The 16,974-nt window shown below is 70.1% G+C and carries 16 protein-coding genes and 1 pseudogene; 5 read left to right on the top strand and 12 right to left on the bottom strand.

What is annotated here, in order from left to right; translation table 11 throughout:
- Positions 1-47: 47 nt before the first annotated feature.
- From RM704_RS34695 to RM704_RS34685, 3 genes are read right to left on the bottom strand one after another with little or no spacing between them, the layout of a single operon-like run.
- On the bottom strand, positions 48-1,400 hold the full coding sequence (locus RM704_RS34695; protein WP_033527233.1) for an MAB_1171c family putative transporter: 1,353 nt from the start codon (positions 1,398-1,400) through the stop codon (positions 48-50).
- A gap of 11 nt (positions 1,401-1,411) precedes the next feature.
- Positions 1,412-2,164 (bottom strand): hypothetical protein, encoded by a 753-nt coding sequence (locus RM704_RS34690; RefSeq protein WP_052146030.1) that lies wholly within the window; start codon positions 2,162-2,164, stop codon positions 1,412-1,414.
- Between the two features lie 35 nt (positions 2,165-2,199).
- On the bottom strand, positions 2,200-2,814 hold the full coding sequence (locus tag RM704_RS34685) for a hypothetical protein (protein ID WP_033527234.1): 615 nt from the start codon (positions 2,812-2,814) through the stop codon (positions 2,200-2,202).
- Positions 2,815-3,119: 305 nt separating this feature from the next.
- Here RM704_RS34685 and arfA point away from each other — a divergent pair, with 305 nt between their 5' ends.
- From arfA to RM704_RS34670, 3 genes are all read left to right on the top strand, one after another.
- Positions 3,120-4,634 (top strand): arabinosylfuranosidase ArfA, encoded by a 1,515-nt coding sequence (gene arfA / locus RM704_RS34680; RefSeq protein WP_033527235.1) that lies wholly within the window; start codon positions 3,120-3,122, stop codon positions 4,632-4,634.
- Positions 4,635-4,719: 85 nt separating this feature from the next.
- Positions 4,720-5,178 carry an RrF2 family transcriptional regulator gene (locus RM704_RS34675; protein ID WP_033527236.1) on the top strand — a complete coding sequence of 153 codons (459 nt, stop codon included), beginning with the start codon at positions 4,720-4,722 and terminating at the stop codon, positions 5,176-5,178.
- A 153-nt stretch (positions 5,179-5,331) separates the two neighbouring features.
- Positions 5,332-6,276 (top strand): sulfite exporter TauE/SafE family protein, encoded by a 945-nt coding sequence (locus RM704_RS34670; protein WP_033527237.1) that lies wholly within the window; start codon positions 5,332-5,334, stop codon positions 6,274-6,276.
- Positions 6,277-6,387: 111 nt separating this feature from the next.
- Here the strand turns inward: RM704_RS34670 and RM704_RS34665 are convergent, their stop codons facing one another.
- From RM704_RS34665 to RM704_RS34655, 3 genes are all read right to left on the bottom strand, one after another.
- Complete coding sequence (locus RM704_RS34665) at positions 6,388-7,230, bottom strand: phosphotransferase (RefSeq protein ID WP_033527238.1); 843 nt, start codon at positions 7,228-7,230, stop codon at positions 6,388-6,390.
- A gap of 285 nt (positions 7,231-7,515) precedes the next feature.
- The gene (locus tag RM704_RS34660; protein WP_033527239.1) at positions 7,516-8,076 is read right to left on the bottom strand and encodes a GNAT family N-acetyltransferase; all 561 of its coding nucleotides are present in this window, start codon (positions 8,074-8,076) and stop codon (positions 7,516-7,518) included.
- Positions 8,077-8,098: 22 nt separating this feature from the next.
- Positions 8,099-9,439: a hypothetical protein gene (locus RM704_RS34655; protein ID WP_311591936.1), complete on the bottom strand. Its 1,341-nt coding sequence runs from the start codon at positions 9,437-9,439 to the stop codon at positions 8,099-8,101.
- Between the two features lie 658 nt (positions 9,440-10,097).
- On the opposite strand from RM704_RS34655, the gene RM704_RS34650 reads away from it, so the two are divergent.
- Both RM704_RS34650 and RM704_RS34645 read left to right on the top strand, forming a co-directional pair.
- The gene (locus RM704_RS34650) at positions 10,098-10,301 is read left to right on the top strand and encodes a hypothetical protein (protein ID WP_033527240.1); all 204 of its coding nucleotides are present in this window, start codon (positions 10,098-10,100) and stop codon (positions 10,299-10,301) included.
- The gene (locus tag RM704_RS34645; RefSeq protein WP_052146014.1) at positions 10,298-10,558 is read left to right on the top strand and encodes a hypothetical protein; all 261 of its coding nucleotides are present in this window, start codon (positions 10,298-10,300) and stop codon (positions 10,556-10,558) included. The genes RM704_RS34650 and RM704_RS34645 overlap by 4 nt, the downstream gene beginning before the upstream one ends.
- Positions 10,559-10,957: 399 nt before the next feature.
- On the opposite strand, the gene RM704_RS34640 is transcribed toward RM704_RS34645, so the two are convergent.
- The 6 genes and pseudogenes from RM704_RS34640 to RM704_RS34615 all read right to left on the bottom strand — a co-directional run bounded on the left by RM704_RS34640 (position 10,958) and on the right by RM704_RS34615 (position 16,684).
- Positions 10,958-11,689, bottom strand: a complete 732-nt coding sequence (locus RM704_RS34640; protein WP_033527241.1) for an alpha/beta hydrolase family protein — start codon at positions 11,687-11,689, stop codon at positions 10,958-10,960.
- Positions 11,690-11,874: 185 nt separating this feature from the next.
- Positions 11,875-12,369: an ATP-binding protein gene (locus tag RM704_RS34635; protein ID WP_052146031.1), complete on the bottom strand. Its 495-nt coding sequence runs from the start codon at positions 12,367-12,369 to the stop codon at positions 11,875-11,877.
- 359 nt (positions 12,370-12,728) lie between these two features.
- Positions 12,729-12,901, bottom strand: a pseudogene (locus RM704_RS34630) (intradiol ring-cleavage dioxygenase); the annotation flags it as partial.
- A gap of 15 nt (positions 12,902-12,916) precedes the next feature.
- Positions 12,917-13,657 (bottom strand): SDR family NAD(P)-dependent oxidoreductase, encoded by a 741-nt coding sequence (locus RM704_RS34625; protein WP_033527242.1) that lies wholly within the window; start codon positions 13,655-13,657, stop codon positions 12,917-12,919.
- Between the two features lie 115 nt (positions 13,658-13,772).
- Complete coding sequence (locus RM704_RS34620) at positions 13,773-15,311, bottom strand: AfsR/SARP family transcriptional regulator (RefSeq protein ID WP_078937107.1); 1,539 nt, start codon at positions 15,309-15,311, stop codon at positions 13,773-13,775.
- Between the two features lie 113 nt (positions 15,312-15,424).
- The gene (locus RM704_RS34615; RefSeq protein ID WP_192829654.1) at positions 15,425-16,684 is read right to left on the bottom strand and encodes an ABC transporter substrate-binding protein; all 1,260 of its coding nucleotides are present in this window, start codon (positions 16,682-16,684) and stop codon (positions 15,425-15,427) included.
- Positions 16,685-16,974 lie beyond the last annotated feature (290 nt).

Here is a 16,974-nt window from a genome sequence, read left to right as displayed (position 1 = left end):
CCGACCGCGACGCCGCCCCGGCCAACGGACTGGCGGGGAAGGGGTGTTCACTCACGCACGGGTACACCGTTCTCTGCCGGGGAGGACGCGGCGGCGAGCGCTCGTACCGCCTCGATCTCGGCCGGCTCACGCAGCACCAGCGACACGGCCTCGATGTCCTGCAGCAGATCGGTGGGGTCGGAGGAGACCGTGAGCTCGGGGAAGGCCGTACGACCGGACGCCCCCGCCGGATCGCCCGCACCCGTCCCGAGACCCGGGAAGACGAGTGGGCCCGTGACCAGTGTGGCCGTGGCCCCGCTCTCCGGCGACCGCCTCCGCGTCGCCACCGCGTCCTGGATCGCCACGGCGGCGGCGAGGGCCTTCGCCCGGTCGGCCTCGTGTCCGAGGTCCAGCGCGGCGTCGTACGCGCGGCGCCGCAGATCCTCGTCCAGGTGACGGGTCAGCCGGAGCAGGGCGTCCCGGATGAACGTCTCCCGGCGGGTCAGGCGCAGCTCAGGGGTGGCGCGCAGCGTGAAGGGGACGCGGGAGCCGTCGACGGTCCGGGTCAGCAGGTACAGCGGCCGCAGCCGCCGATGGCTCCTGCGCACCCGCCAGCGGTCCTGCAGATACTGACCGCTGTGCGGCAGGATGAAGCCCACCGCGATGCAGATGGCCGCCAGGGCGACGACCGGCGGCGCCACGTCCGTGCTCAGCCAGTCCAGGTCGTGCCCCGTCCACCGGGCGACCACCGCCGTGAGCTTCGCGGCGTCGAACACGAGATTGAGCGCGCAGCCCAGGGCCAACGCCTGCAGGCCGCCGCGCAGCCACACGTCAAGGCTCTCCGCGCGGACCCAGTTCCGGATCAGCCGGTAGGTGATCAGGCAGGCCACCGTGTGCGCGACGAGGTAGAGCAGGATCTCCTCGCGCATGAAGGGCGTCGTGGCGTAGTAGGTGTCCAGGTCGCGCAGCCGCTCGCGGGGGACGTCCGCCAGCGCGAACAGCACCCACAGGACGACGATCACCCCCGAGTACACGGCGACGACCCACCGCATCAGCCGACGGGTCGCCGGCGAGCGGTCGGCGGGGCCGTTGCGCCAGGCGACGAGCAGCAGCAGACAGCACGCGCAGAACGCGGTGATCAGGGAGTACACCCAGGGCGCGGCGACGTTCGGCACGCCCACGACGCGGTTGGTCCACGCGATGACCGAGGGCACCGCGAACACGAACACGCAGCAGGCGAGCAGCAGCAGCCCGCCGACCGCCCGCAGCAGCGAGTCCCGCCACAGCTTCACGATGCTGGGCAGTTTGATCACCAGGGCGGCGGTCAGGACGGCCGTGGGGATCCAGAACGAGATGTACAGCTCACCGAAGAAGTCGGCGGGACCGGTGGCGCCGAGGGGCCCGGTCGTCGTCGCGGGCACGGCCGTCCCCCTCACCTCCTGTGCCGGCGATAGCCCAGGGCCGCCTGGATGGCCTGCCCGACCGGGTCGCCGGCCCCGGCTGTTCCAGCGGCTCCGGCGGCTCCGGCGGACCCGCTCTGCCCGGTGTCCACCCAGGGACGGAAGGCGGTCGCCAGCCGATGCCCGAAGTCCTCGGCCTCCTGCTCGTCCGACTCGTGCGAGCCGTTGCGGGCCGCGATGGGCGTACCGCCCTGCCCGAGGGCGGCCGACAGCTCGGGGGAGAGCGGCGGCACCGCGGACGCGTGCCCGGCCGGCTCGCCCGGCTCGGCCGGGCCGCCCTGGTCCGCGGGCACGAGTGCCGCCGCGTCCGCCCCCGGCAGAGGGTGATGGCAGTGCCCGGCGTGCATGTGCCACAACTCATGCCCCAGGATGACCAGTTGCTGCACGGTCTCGGCCCGCTCCTCGACGATCACCAGATCGAAGTCGGGGAACTCCATCCACAGTCCGGTCACCCCGATCCCGTCCGGGAACCGCTCGAACCGCAGTTTCACCGGCCGCCCGCCCCGCCGCGCGCTCATCTCCGCACACAGCGCCGCGCCCAACTCCCGTACGCCGACGGGCGCGTCGAGCCTGCCCCGCACCGCCTTGCTGAGCCCGGCCGTCAGCTTCCGCATCTCGGCGGCGGACCGCGGCGGCAGCAACGTGCCCCGCACCCTGGCGAGTACTCCGCGCACCCAACGCACTCCGCGTGGCCCGGTGGACTCGCGCGGCCCGGTGGATCCCATGGCCCGCCCGGTCCCGGTGCGCTCGCCGCGGCTCATCACCGGGCCTCCTCGTCGTCGATGCCGAGCAGCCCTTCGAGCATGACAGCGAGTGCCTCCTGCTTGCGAGGGGTGAGCCGTTGCCCGCGCAGCGCGAGCGTGACGACCCCGTGCCGGGTGGCGAACTCGACCAGCGGGCCGTCGTCGTCCGCGCCCCCGTCGAGTCCCGCCAGGACCCGCCCGAGCTCCCGGTGCAGAACGGTCGCGGCCGGGTCGGTGAAGAACCGGACGCCCTCCTCGATCCCGAAGAACTCGGCGAGTTCGGTCAGATCGGGCACGTTGGGCATCTTCCTGCCGAGCAGCAGCTGCCGGGCCCACTCGGGACTGATCGAGAGCCGCTCCGCGACCTCCCTGCCGACCTCCCCGGCCCGCTTCCCGCTCCGGGCGACGTACGCCTCGTGCACCGCCCGCAGCCGCCGGCGCACCCGGTCGTCGACCCGGTCCGGCACCGGCGTGCCCCCGTCGAGCAGGGTCCGCACCTCGTCCTCACCGAGGGCCGTACGTTCCGCCAGGGCCCCCGCGTCGAGAAGTCGGCCCCGGTCGGCACCGGTCTGCGCGATACGGACGTCGAGTCGGGCCAGGGTCTCGGCAAGGGCGTCGGGGAGCGAAGACACCCGCCGACCCTACGTGCCGCCGCCCACCCGGCACCATGAGAATCCAACGATCGTTGAATTTTGACGAACGATGGTTGGGTCGCGCCCCGTCAGGGGCGCGGGGACGGGGCCCCATTGACTCGCTCCGGCTTCGACCCTAACGTCCCGTTCGGCTCAACGAGCGCCGTCCGTAATGCCGAACGGCGAGCACCGAAGACCGAGCACCGAAGACCGAGCAGCGAGCACCGAAGACCGAAGACCGAGCACGGAACATCGAAGACCGAGTACCGAACACCGAGTACCGAACACCGAAGGGCCGCCCCGAGATGACCCGCACCGCCCGCTTCACCCTCGACCCCGCTTTCAAGGTCGGCGAGGTCAACCCCCGACTCTTCGGCTCCTTCGTGGAACACCTCGGCCGCTGCGTCTACACCGGCATCTTCGAACCGGACCACCCCAGTGCCGACGAGGCGGGCCTGCGCACCGACGTACTGGACCTGGTCCGCGAACTGGGCGTCACCACGATCCGCTATCCCGGCGGCAACTTCGTCTCCGGCTACAAGTGGGAGGACTCCGTCGGCCCCGCCGAGGACCGCCCCCGCCGACTCGACCTCGCCTGGCGCTCCACCGAGACCAACCGCTTCGGCCTCTCCGAGTACATCGCCTTCCTGAGGAAGATCGGGCCCAGGGCCGAGCCCATGATGGCCCTCAACCTCGGCACCCGGGGCGTCGCCGAGGCCCTGGAACTCCAGGAGTACGCCAACCACCCCGCCGGCACCGCCCTCTCCGACCTCCGCGCCGCCCACGGCGACAAGGACCCCTTCGGCATCAGACTCTGGTGCCTGGGCAACGAGATGGACGGCCCCTGGCAGACCGGCCACAAGACGGCGACCGAGTACGGCCGCGTCGCCGCCGAGACGGCCCGCGCGATGCGCCAGATCGACCCGAGCGTCGAACTCGTCGCCTGCGGCTCCTCCAGCCAGTCCATGCCGACGTTCGCCGAGTGGGAGGCGACGGTCCTGGCGGAGACGTACGACCTCGTCGACTACATCTCCCTGCACGCCTACTACCAGCCCGAAGACGGCGACATCGACTCCTTCCTCGCCTCCGCCGTCGACATGGAGTCCTTCATCGAGAACGTGGTCGCCACCTGTGACCACATCGGCGCCAGGCTGAAGTCCAAGAAGAAGATCAACCTCTCCTTCGACGAGTGGAACGTCTGGTACATCTCGGAGTGGCACGCGATCGAGAACTCCGGCGTGCGGGACTGGGCGGAGGCGCCCCGTCTGCTGGAGGACAACTACAGCGTCACCGACGCCGTCGTCTTCGGCTCGCTCCTCATCGCCCTCCTCCGGCACGCCGACCGCGTCACCGTCGCCTGCCTCGCCCAACTCGTCAACGTCATCGCCCCGATCATGACCGAGCCGGGCGGCCCCGCCTGGCGGCAGACTACGTTCTTCCCGTTCGCGCAGGCCGCGCGGTACGGGAGGGGCGAGGTGCTCGACGTACGGGTGGACTCGCCGACGTACGAGACGAAGAAGTACGGCGAGGCGGATCTGCTGCACGCGACGGCGGTGCGGGCCGAGGACGGGTCGGTGACCGTGTTCGCGGTCAACCGGGGTCGCACCGAGGCGCTGCCACTGGAAGTCGCCCTGAACGGGCTGGAGGTGACCCGGATCGTCGAGCACAGCGTGCTGGCCGACGCGGACCCGGACGCACGGAACACGCTGACGGAGCCCGAGCGGGTCGCCCCGCACGCGGGTGAGGGGGCGTCACTCCGGGACGGCGTGCTCAGCGCGGTCCTCGAACCGCTGTCGTGGAACGTGATCCGGCTCGGCTGAGAGAACGTACCCGGTCCCGCGCCCTCCGCAGGGCGCGGGACCGGGTGGCACAGCCGTGGCGTCCGCGTGGCCGACAATGTTGGCCATGAGGATCTCGGCACGGGCGGATTACGCCGTACGCGCGGTACTGGAAGTCGCCGTACGGCAGGACAGCGGTCCGGTGAAGGCGGAAGTCATCGCGACCGTGCAGGAGATTCCGCACAAGTTCCTGGAGGGCATCCTCGGGGACCTGAGGCGGGGCGGCGTGGTCACCAGCCGGCGCGGTGGCAGCGGCGGTTACCGGCTCGCCAGGGACGCCGCCTCGATCACCGTCGCCGATGTCATCAGGGCGGTGGACGGCCCCATCGTGTCGGTGCGCGGCGAACGGCCCACCGGCCTGACCTACACGGGCTCCGCCGAGCCGCTGCTGCCGCTGTGGATCGCGCTGCGGGCCAACGTCCGCCGCATCCTGGAGGGCGTCACGGTCGCCGACATCGCGGCGAACGCGCTGCCGGAGCCGGTGAAGGAGCTGGCGGCGGAGCCGGCGGCGTGGGAGAACCCGTAGCGGCGGTCCCCGTCTTCGTCCCGTGCACAGGATCGTCACCTCCTCCTCAGCCTTTCCTCAGCTTGATCTCGTACCGTTGCCGTTCGGCGTATCCCTACTTAACCGGTGGGAAAGCCAGGAAACAGCGGTGGCGGAAGACGGGACGAAGGACGCATGCGGACGCTGGTACTGCTCGCGCTGGCGGGTCTGGGCGCGCAGCTCGTGGACGGCAGCCTGGGCATGGCCTACGGCGTGACCTCGACGACGCTGCTGCTCGCCATGGGCACCAACCCGGCCGCCGCCTCGGCCACGGTGCACCTCGCCGAGATCGGCACGACCCTGATGTCGGGCGCCTCGCACTGGCGGTTCGGGAACGTGGACTGGAAGGTCGTCGCCAGGATCGGCGTACCGGGCGCGGTGGGCGCGTTCCTCGGGGCGACGGTCCTCTCCTCGCTGTCGACCGAGGTCGCCGGCCCCCTGATGTCGCTGATCCTCCTCGGGCTCGGCCTCTACGTCCTGTCCCGCTTCACCCTGCGCGGCCTGCCCGAGGAACGCCTCGGGCAGCCCCTGCGCAAGCGGTTCCTGTCCCCGCTGGGCCTGGTCGCCGGCTTCCTCGACGCGACCGGCGGGGGCGGCTGGGGCCCGGTGGGCACACCGGCGCTGCTGGCCAGCGGCCGTATGGAGCCCCGCAAGGTCATCGGCTCCATCGACACGAGTGAGTTCCTCGTGGCGGTCTCCGCGAGCCTGGGCTTCCTCTTCTCCCTCGGCTCCCAGGGCCTGGACTGGGCCTGGGTCGCCGCCTTCCTCGTCGGCGGCCTGATCGCCGCCCCCATCGCCGCGTGGCTGGTCCGCCTGGTCCCGCCGAGGGTGCTGGGTTCGGCGGTGGGCGGCGTCATCATCGCCACCAATGTCCGCACGCTGCTGAACAGCGACTGGATCGCGGCGCCGGGGGCGGTGAGCGCGGTGGTCTACGTGGCGGTGTACGGCCTGTGGGCGGCGGCTCTGACGTACTCGATCCGGGAGCACCTGAAGGAGAGGGCGACGACCGCCCCCGCGCCCCTCGCGGACACGGGGAACGGCGCGACCGGCCACGAGGAGCCGGTGGCGGCCAGTCGATAACGGCTGACCGGCCCGGACTTGAGCGGCCGATCAGGAGGAACATGGGACATGGAATATGAGCCATGAGCCATCAGCCATGGGGCATGCGCGCCTCTGGTTCCTGTCCCGCGTTCAGCCACGTTCGCAGCGACCGAGTGCGGCACGAAGCCGGCTGAGTCCCTCCTCTCTCCAGTGGCCCCGGTCGGGCATCTGGTCGTCTCGGCGCCATCGCCAGGCCGAGAACATCGCCCAGTTCAGGGCGCGGCACCGATGGATCAGGTCATGATCGGCTTCTGGATAGTGCCGTGCCACGTCCTCGGGCGCGTGGGCGAGGTCGAACTCGACCGGCCCACGGCAACACGTGGCGAGGTCCACGAAAAGCGGGCCTCGCCTCGTGTTGAGGAGGTTGCCCGGATGAGGCTCGCCGTGCAGGAGCTGTTCGCCGGCCTTCTCGATGCTGATCGCGGTGCTCAGCCCACTGAGTGTGTCGCTGAGGAGTTCCCGGCCGGAATCGGGCAGCTCGGGGGAACGCTCCCGGTCGTTCACCTCTCTGAGAGCCGCGGCGACTCGATCAGTGACATGCGGTGCGTCCAGAGCGATCCGGCGCAGGGCGGCATGATGCCGCAGGAACGCGTCCGCGTAGTCGGCAGAAGCGATCTCCGGTCCCATCGGTTCGTAGTAGGTCCAGAGCGAGAGGGCGAAGGCATCCCGCACATGGACCCGTGGTTCGACCCGGGGCTCAAGCTCCGCCACCGGAGCCCCGGCATCGGTGAGACGGCGAGCAACCTCCACTTCGAACGCGGAATCGGCCAGATGCCCCACAGGCGCGATCCGAACCAGCACATCGCAAGGAGTCAGGCGCAGCGCGACGCGGTCCGAGTCGTGGACGACGACCGCCTCGTCGACCTGAAGGCCCAGGCTGGAAACGGTCGCCCGTCCCACCTCGACCGCGCGGCGGAGCTCCGACGGCTCCATACGCCCTCCCTGAATCTCACGTTCGCGGACATGTTCGGGGACGACTCCTGGACAACCGTGACGCCCCCGAAGCCTTCACGAACGCCCCCTCTGCTGGAGGCTGTCCACACCCACGGTGATGGCTCGCTGGACCTCCAGCCAGCCGGCGACTTCGAGCAGCCGCGAGTGCTGCCGGAGCGCGCTCTCCACGCTCTGCAATGGGCCGTCAGGGCATTCAACGGGCTGCTGTCACCCAACCCGTCCATCACAGCCGGCGTTCCTCCATGAGTCGATGGCCGATCTTCGTCAACCGCTCTGCATCTGAGTGACCCACTCGTGATCGAGCATCGCGTGGACGATGGAGTCACGCCACACCCCGCCCTTACGGATGTGCTCACGGATCCGGCCTTCCTCGACCATCCCAGCCCGAGTCATCGTTCTCGCGGAGGCTTCGTTGGCGGGGGACCGCGCGCCCCAGATCCGATGCAGGCCCAGCTCTTCGAATCCGAGGCCGAGCAGCAGCCCTACGGTTTCGACACCGTAGCCGCGCCCCCAGGAAGCCGGGCGCACGGCGAACCCCATGGTCGCTCCGGCGGGTTGGTGCGGGTCCAGGGCCAACCGCCCGAATCCAACCAGTGTTTCCGTCTTCCGCTCGACCACGGCAAGTACGTACTCCGTGCGTTCCACGGCATTCGCCGCCTCGATGGAGCGGCCCACGATCCGGCGTACCTCGTCGCGCGTGCGCGGTTCGAAGGACAGGTGCTCGGTCGCCTGCTGACTGCCGTAGATCGCGAACACGGCGTCCGTGTCGTCGGACCGCAGTTCGCGTACTTCCAGACGCTTGCTCACACGATGGACCGGATGCATGTCCCGGACTCTACTGGGACCGTCAGCGCACCAGGGTCGGCCTGTTCGGCGGGTACAGGGCGATCTCCTCGCGCAGGTCTCGGGCGACGGCGGCGGTGCGGACGGGTTCCCGGCTCAGCAGCGCTTGGACGCGCTGTGCGGAGACGACGATGCCTCTGTTGCGCTGACGGGGAGGCAGGTCGAGCACGGGTCGGATGGCGTCGGCGGCCCCGTCCAGGTTGCCTGCGTGGAGTCGGATCAGGGCGAGATTGCAGTGGGCGCCCGCCTGGTCGCCGAAGGCCCAGTGCGGCGCGTCCGGGTCGCTGAAGATCTCTACGGCCCGCTCCGCCTGGCGCGCGGTACGCGCGTCGCCGTGGCCGAGGAGGACGTGTGATTCCACGGCGTAGTAGAGCTGCTTCTCCGGGCGGAAGCGGAGCAGGCCACCCAGGCTGTCCACGTCGTCCGGCACGGTGCGCTCCCGCAGCCGCTTGGCGCGTTCAATCGTGACGAGCACGGTCTCCGCGTCTCCCAGCAGCGCCGCGGCCCGTGCCTCCAGACTGGCCAGCCACACGCTCGTCGTGCCTCGCAGTTCCGGGTGTTCGGCGGCGCCCTTTCGCGCGTAGTAAAGGGCGTCATCCGCGTTGCCCGACCAATAGGTGATCAGGGACTTCAACCCGTCGGTCAGCGCGATCAGCCCCGGGTGCTCGGCCTGCTGTGCGCATACGCCGGCCGCTCGGGCCTGGGTCATCGCAGTCGCCGGATCCCCCATGTCGTGACTGGCCTTCGCCATGAACCACGACAGCAACGTGGCCATGATGTGCAGCTGCCGCAACTGCGACGGCCGTGACCGCCCACCCTCGATGTGCCGGAACACCTCGTCCTGCGCGGACACCAGGTCGTCGAAAACGTCCGTCAGTGGCACGCGGGGGTAGCGCTCGGCGATGCTGCGCACCTCATCCTGCAAGAACCCGAGGGTCTCCTCGCCCAACTGCCCCCGCTCCGCTCCCATGGCAAAGTCTCGTGCACGGCGTGCTGCCATTTCAGCGCCCTTTCTCATGTCTCGCAGTTCCGCGTCCGACGTGGGGTGCTCTTCCGTACGTGACGTCTGATCGGCAGCTACGGGGAGGGGGGCCTCGCCGGGACTCCAGAGCCGTTCAAAACTGAACTCGAACATAGCCACTAGAACCCGCCTCGCGTCGCGGTTCGGCTTCCGTTGGTTGTAGTACCAGGCCTCGAAAGTGCTGGCCGCCGGAGTACACGTCGCCAGATCCGGATCCTGATCCGTCTCCGACAACCTCTGCGCGGCCTCGCGGAAACGTGGGAGGAACGCCCTGGGGTCCTTCCACTCCCGTTGATCAACCAGATAGCGGAACAACGTGCTCATGACGTCCTCCCTGCACGGCTCCGTGCTGCGTTACTGCCACACGACGGTAGAGCGGTCGTGTTCTCAAACTGCCCTGTGCGGAAGGTGGTTACAGCCGCAGACGGAGTTCCGATGGAAGAGCGATGGAAAGCCGCGCCACCTCGCCTCCAGCCGATGGGATGTCGATGTGGATGCGGGGGTGGAGACGAACGTACCCGGATGACCACACTCGGAGTGCGGCTACAGAGCGCGCCCGTGCGAGCACGCTCAAGTCCTCCGTGAGTAATCCGTATCCGACACACCAGGGACCCCGGCGACCGCTGACACGGCCCCGGGGCATGGCCGATCTGACCAGGAGACCGACAATGCACCTTGTATCACGCGCACTGGCCTGGGTGAGAGGCGTCTTCTTCGGTGCACCCGACTACGCCCGAACCACCCTCCCCGCGGCTCCACAGTCCGTCCCGGACGGCCACGCACACCACCCGTCCCCCGAGATCTGGGCCGCGCTCCTCACAAGCGCCCGCCGCCGCCGAGCCCCACACCTCTGGCCGCCCAGTCCACTGCCCACGATCACCGCCGCCGACATCACCAGCCGCCTCGTCGGTCTCTATCTCCTTCCACCTGAAGTGCACCAACGCGCACGCGCCGCAGCCCGGTTGGCCGAGGAGGCTCGCCCATGACCGACGTACAGAGCCGTCGGCCCGACGTTCCCCGCGTCGAACTCCCCATGCTCCGCGCCTACCGGCTGTGGTTCGAGCACACTCGCACGTGCGGCATCGGCTGCAAGGGCACGCCCAAGGCCCAGGACGGTTGCGAGGACGGACGGCGACTTTGGGGTGCGTACCGCCTCGCGCGCATCGAAAGGCCGACGGCACCATGACCTGGACCATCGAACGCCCACCGGGTCGGCCCGTACGCCGAACCGCTGACAACCGCCTCGCCGTACCCCTACGCCTGTCTCTCACCGACGGTCACACCACGGACACCGAACTGACCCTCACCCTCGCCGAGGCCGAGCACCTGCACGCCGCTCTGTGCCGCGCACTCGACGGTGAACCGACGCCTCCGGCAGCGCCCGACTGCCGCCAGTCGGTCCAGGCCTCGTCCGGAACGGCACACATCATCGGGCGGGCGTAGCGCCTGGCTGCCCGGGCTCGGCCTTCACGTCCTGTCCCGCTTCACCCTGCGCGGCCTGCCCGGGGAACGCCTCGGCCAACCCCTGCGCAAGAGGTGTCCCCTCTGGGCCTGGATCGCCGCCTTCCTCGTCGGCGGCCTGATCGCCGCCCCCATCGCCGCATGGCTGGTCCCGCCGAGGGCGGGCTCTGACGTACTCGATCCGGGAGCACCTGGAGGAGAGGGCGACGACCGCCCCCGCGCCCCTCGCGGACACGGGGAACGGCGCGACCGGCCACGAGGAGCCGGTGGCGGCCGAAGCGGCGGTCGCCCGCAGCGGCTAGGACTTGTCCGTCCGGTCATGTGGCTGCCTGATGGCCGGCTACGCACGCCACCGGCTGTGGTCGGCGGAGAACCGTGGACTCAGCCGAGGTGTCGGGCGAAGAACCTCAGCGTGCTTTCCAGCTCGAACGCCGGGAGTTCCCCGTGCTTGCCCGGGTTGGCGTGCAACGTCTTCTCGGCCGATGCCAAGGCGTCGAACAGCGCCAAGCTCTGAGCTCGCGGTACCCGCTCATCGTCCCACTGCACCAAGAACTCCACCGGAACGGTGATCCGCGCGGCGGCCTCGGCCGACGCCAGCACCCCGCCCAGGCCCAGTACCGCCGCGCGGACCCGTGTTTCGGCAGCGACGAACGGCACACCGAGTCCGCATCCCAGCGAGACACCCCAGTAGCCCACCGGGCCGGCGCCTACGTGCCCCAGTTGCTGAACCGCGTCCAGGACCGCCCGCCATTCCGGCACGGTCTGGCGGGCCACGAGCGCCTGGAAGCCGGCGATCAGCGGGGCCAATTCTTCACCGGCCGCCACGCGAGCCTGGTACTCAGCCACGATCCGGTCGTACTCCTCGACCTTCGGCCGGTCGCCGTGGGCGGGAATGTCGACCGCCACGACCGCGAAGCCGCCGTCGGTCACGAAGCGGTGTGCACGAGCCAGGATGTCCGGGGCCTTCTTGTGCTGACCGCCACCGTGTCCCATCAGGACGAGCGGACGAGTGGCGACGGCATCTTCCGGCGTCCACAACACGCCAGGAATGTCGCCGAGGGTGAAGAGCTGTTCGCGGACGCCGTCGGACGACGTCTCAGAGATGAAGTGCATAGCGATTCATGCCTTTCGGGATGCCTCTGCGGGCAACTCCCTAGGCCATGCGAGGGAGGGAGGCCCGACCTGTCAAAGCGTTGATCGGTCTCACCTCCTCAGTTCGCGGCAATGCACGGCGGCAGGAACCTATCACGAGGCACTCCACCCGGGCGTGGACGGGGACATCGACCGTGATCGTGGCCCTACCCCAACCGCATCGCCAGCGTCACTTCCGTCCCCGTCCCCGTCCCCGTGCCAGCCCCCGCCCCCGCCCCCACCGTGTCCGTCGTCACCGTCAGGCGGTCGGTGACCAGGTGGGCGAGCCAGAGGCCGCGGCCGGGGCAGGTGCCGGTGAGGCCGGGGAGGAGTTCCGGGATGGCGGGGGTGAAGCCGGGGCCGTCGTCGGTGATGCGGCACTCCAACTCGTGGGGGAGGAGGCGCAGTTCGAGGCGGCCCTGACCGCCGGCGTGCTCGACCGCGTTGGCCGCGATCTCGCTGACCGCGAGGGTGAACTCGCCGAGCCGTACGCCGCCCAGGCCCGCCGCCGCGGCCGTGTCCTCGACCTGGGCACGCACCAGGGGGAGGTTCTCGGCAGTGAAGTGGCGTTTCAGCAGAAGCGTTTCGGGAGGGAGGGCCGGGGCGTCGCCGCCCGCTCCGCCCGTCGCACGGACTCCGCCGTTCCTCTCCCCGCCCGGCATCACGGCCGCCTCCTCTCGATGGGTGTCGATGGGTACGAACACGGGGCGCTGGGCGTCAAAGGTGAACTGCCGCACACCGCCCACGCTAGCCGTGCTCGCCCGATGAGTACCCAGTGGATCGAGAGGACATCGCACCTGGTCGTAACCGTATGAATTCGATCGAATGGTGATCGAATTCGCCCGCCCTCGGTTGATCGGTTTCCGTCCATCGATCAGTCGAGGGGGCCTGCGACGCGGCGTCGGCCCCCTCCCGCACGGTCTGGGAGGGGGCCGACGAGCCGACGAGACGACGAGGAGTGCGGGGACCACGACGACTACGAGGACGGCACAGCCGATGTGGCCGACGCGGGCCCGCCAGGTCAGCCGGACTCCACCCCCACCGTCAGCGCCCCCGCGTACCCGGCGTCGGCGAGCTGCCCAGGGCCGTCAGGGTGAGGAGCCCGGAAGCGGCGCCCCCGTCGTCGTAGCTGGAGTCCTGGGCGAGCGTGGTGCGGGGGACCGTGTTCGCCTTGTAGGGGGAGAGCGCGGCGATCAGCTGGTCGACGCCTCAGGTCGCGACGTAGCCGCCGTCGGCGAGGAGCACCGCACCGGTGATGTAGCCGGCCCTGTCGGAGGCCAGGAACGCCACGGCCTCGGCGATCTCCTCGGGCTCGCCGGCCCGGGCGAGCGGCGTGCTCCGGCTGAACGCCTCGAAGCTCTCGCCCACCATGTGGACGGCCATGTCGGTACGGATCAGACCGGGTGCCACGGAGTTGACGCGCACGCCCGCCGCGCCGAACTCGACGGCCCACGACCGGGTCAGCGAGTCCAGCGCGGCCTTGGAGGCGTTGTACACGGAGCTTTCCGGGGTGCCGATCTGCCCGGCCATCGACGACACGTTGACGATCGCACCCTTCTTCCTGGCCACCATGGCCGGCACGAGCGCGGCCGTCAGGAAGTAGGTCGCGCGGACGTTGACGTCGAATATCTGCTCGTAGGCGTGGCGCGACTGCTCGGGGGTCGGCGAGGACGGAAAGACGCCCGCGTTGTTCACGAGCACGTCCACTTCACCGACCTCCGCGGCGAGCCTGCGGACCTCGTCGAGGTTCGCGACGTCCGCGACGACGAAGTGGCCCGTGCCGCCCGCCCGCTCGATCAGCTCGACGGTCTCCTTGCCGAGTTCGGCCCTGCGCCCTGTCGCATAGACGGTGGCACCCGCCTCCGCGAGCTTGACCGCGATCGCGCGGCCGATGCCCGAGGTGGCCCCGGTGACGAGTGCCTTCTTGCCCTGAAATTCCTTGGTCGACATGGGTGCAAACGTGGCCCCGCTGGATCTTCAGCGCATAAATTCCGTATATATCGCCTGGTCAGGGAGGTAGGGAGGGAACGGCCCGGTCTCGACGCACTGCGCCTCGGCTCGCCCCTCAGCTGACCGGCGCCGGCGTGCGCAGTGCGAAGTAGACGCGCACGAACGGCGGCAACCGGTAGTGGCCGACCACGAGCGGCTCGATGAGGTGGGCCCCGGCGAGCGACTCCAGCACCCGCTCGATCTCACCGGGGCCGGCCCCGGACATCCGCGCCGCCTCGTGGTAGTCGATCACCTCGGTGTCCTGGCGCGCGAAACACCTGAGCAGGTGGCGTTCGGGATCGGCGAGATCCTGATCGGCCGCGATCATCGGGGCCAGCATCGCGGCGCAGTCGGACGGGAGCGCCTCGGCGGACCTGCCCTCCCGCCGCATCTTCAGCAGAAACAACTCGATCGTCCAGTCGGGGCGGGAGCAGAGCTTGCCACCGGCCACCCTGATCGGGGTCGGCAGTCGCGAGAGGTGTTCCAGCAGTTCCTCGACCTGCTCGGGTTCCGCGTCCGCGCGCACCGGTCCGATGGTCCTGCGGAAGAACTCCCGCGCCTCCGGCCCGGTCAGCCCGGCGATCCGCACCCAGCTCACGCCGGGCAGCTCGTGCAACCGGCGGACGCTCGTGAGGATCATCGCCGATCCGGGCGTGGCCAGATCGCGCACGGAAGCCGCGTCCCGCACGTCGTCGACCACGACGAGGAACCGCTTGCCGCGCGCCTTCTCCCGCCACAGCGTGGCCTTGTCGCCGACGGAGTTCTCCACACCGACCGCCCGCAACAGCTCCCCGGCGACGTCCCTGCCCCTGACGAAGATCTGCCCGTCCGGGAAGCGGCCCTTCACGAGATGGCCGATCCGGGTGGCCAGCACGGTCTTGCCGCTGCCCCGCATACCGGTGATGCCCACGGTGCCCGGCAGCGTCCGCAGAGCCCGCGCGATCTCCTCCGTACGGCCGGTGAAGTCGACCAGGTCCGGCGGCAGTTGCTCAGGCCTGCGCGGCACGGTGAGATCGCCGCTGAGGATCTGCGCATGGACCCTGCGCAGCTCCGGCCCCGGTTCGAGACCGAGCTCCTCGCGGAGGAGGGCGCGTGCCCGGTGGAAGTGGTCGAGTGCCTCGCCCTGCCTGCCCTCCAGGTAGAGCGCCCGCATCAGGAGGGCGCGGGGACGCTCCCTGAGGGGGAAGGCGGCGACATGGGTCTGTAGCTGAAGTACGTCGAACTCGCGTTCCAGGCAGTCCTCGCGTGCCTTGAGCCGTTGGTCGCCGAGCCGCACCCGCTGCGCGTCGAAGTAGGCACTGTGCAGGCCCTCCAAGGGTTCGCCGTCGTAGCCGTCGACGATCTCCGCGCGGACCGTGTACCCGCCGTCCCTGGACTTCAGGTCCAACTCCGGAAGCGCCTTGCGGATCTTGTACACGTACGTCCGCAACGCCATCACCGCGCTCGGCGTCGGGTCGTCCCAGACCATGCCGATCAGCTGGTCGTTGCTCAGCCTGACGCCGTTGTTCAGGAGCAACGCCGCCAGCACCGAACGCTGTTGGCGCGGCCCCAGCTCGATCTCCTCCTCGCCGCGCCAGGCTCGTACGGGACCCATCAGCGAAAATCGCAGGCTCATGCGTCAGCACAACGCGCACGCGGATCGCCTGCTTCCCGGCCTTCTCCGCGTGGGGCCACGTTCCGAACCGCCTCTCCGCGCCAGGACAACCCGCCCCTGCCGTACCGGTCCTCCTACCGCGCCACCTTCGCGATCGACTCCAGCACCTCTTCGGGGTCTCCGCCCGGGGTCACCGCCTTGCCGATCCGGCGGCGGATCTCGGTGGCCACCTCGGACCAGTTGGTCTCGGCGACAGGGTAGAGGCGGAGGTTCTGGAGGGTGTCGAGGCCGTTCCAGAGGGGCTTGTGGGCCTTGTCGGCGCGCATGGTGTCGGCGGCGGACGTGGTGACGGGGAGCAGTTCGTACTGGGCGGCCTGCTCGGTCACGTACTTGTCGGTGTAGAGGAAGTCGAGGAACTGGCCGATGGCGGTGCGGTGGTCGTCGTTGCGGAAGGCGACGACCCAGTCGGCGGTGCCCATGGTGGGCGTCTCCTTGCCGTCGCGGCTCGGCAGCGGTACGGCACCGTAGGGCACGGAGTCGGAGGAGTCCTTGATCTGGCGGATCAACGACAGGGGCGCGTTGACCATGGCCGCCTCACCGGTGAGGAAGGCCTCGACCGCCTCACCCCGGTTCAGGTCGCCGGGCGGTACCGGGCCGGTGAGCCCCTCGCCGATCAGGTCCTCCTTCAGCCAGGTCAGCGTCGCCACGTTGGCGGCGGACGCGATGTCGTAGCGGTTGGTGGAGTCGGTGTAGCCCCCGTCGCCGGCCAACAGCCACGTCAGCGTCTCGGCCTCCGCCTCCTCCGGGCCGAGCGGCACGGCGATCGGGTACGTCACCCCACTCGCCTTCAACACCCGGGCGGCGGCGACCAGTTCGTCCCAGGTCTTCGGGGGCTCCAGGCCCGCCTGGGCGAACAGGTCCTTGTTGTAGTAGAGCAGCCGGGTGCTCGCGGTGAAGGGCATGCCGTACTGCGCGCGGTCCATCTCTCCGGCGTTCGCGAGGCTCCGGACGAAGGAGGCCTGGACCGGGACCGACAGCACCTCGTCGGCGCTGTAGAGGAGGTCGCGCGCGGCGTACTCGGAGTAGCTGTCCGTCTGCACGATGTCCGGTGCCTCGCCCCGCTCGACGAGCTCCGCCACCTTCTCGTCGACCTGGTCCGGGTCGTGGACCTGGACGTCCACGTCGATCCCCGGGTGCTCGGCGCCGAACGCGAGGGCCACGCGGTCCCAGTAGCCCTCGGAGTTCTTGCGGACGCTGTCGCCGTAGTTGGTCGCGACGACCGTCAGGGACACCGTCCCCGACTCCGCGTCCGCCGCGCCGCCACAGCCGGACAGCCCGGCCGCGAGTCCCAGCGCGGCCGTGACCGCCACGATCGTCCGGGCGTTGTGGCGCACGGTCCACCCACTTCCAGCTTCCAGTCCGGCTTCCGGCCGGTTCGAGACGCGCGACTGACGGGACGCGACTGCGGGAGTCGTGATCGGGCTTGATCGTATGGTGCGTGCCGGTGCGTTCGGGGCCGTGGGCGTTGCATTTTGATTCCGACGGCGTGACGGGGTGACCGGGCGTCGAAGTGACCGAGATGTCCCACCGGCCACAGGAAGTACGGATTCGGGCTCACCGTCGTTCACTTCGCCGGAGACCGCCTTGTCCGTGCGGGGTGGGGCGGGCTGCGGTGCGAAACGCC

Source organism: Streptomyces gottesmaniae, assembly GCF_031845845.1.
GTDB lineage: Bacteria > Actinomycetota > Actinomycetes > Streptomycetales > Streptomycetaceae > Streptomyces > Streptomyces akebiae.
The sequence above is the reverse complement of the archived record's forward strand: the minus strand, read 5'-3'. Positions and strand labels throughout refer to the sequence as shown.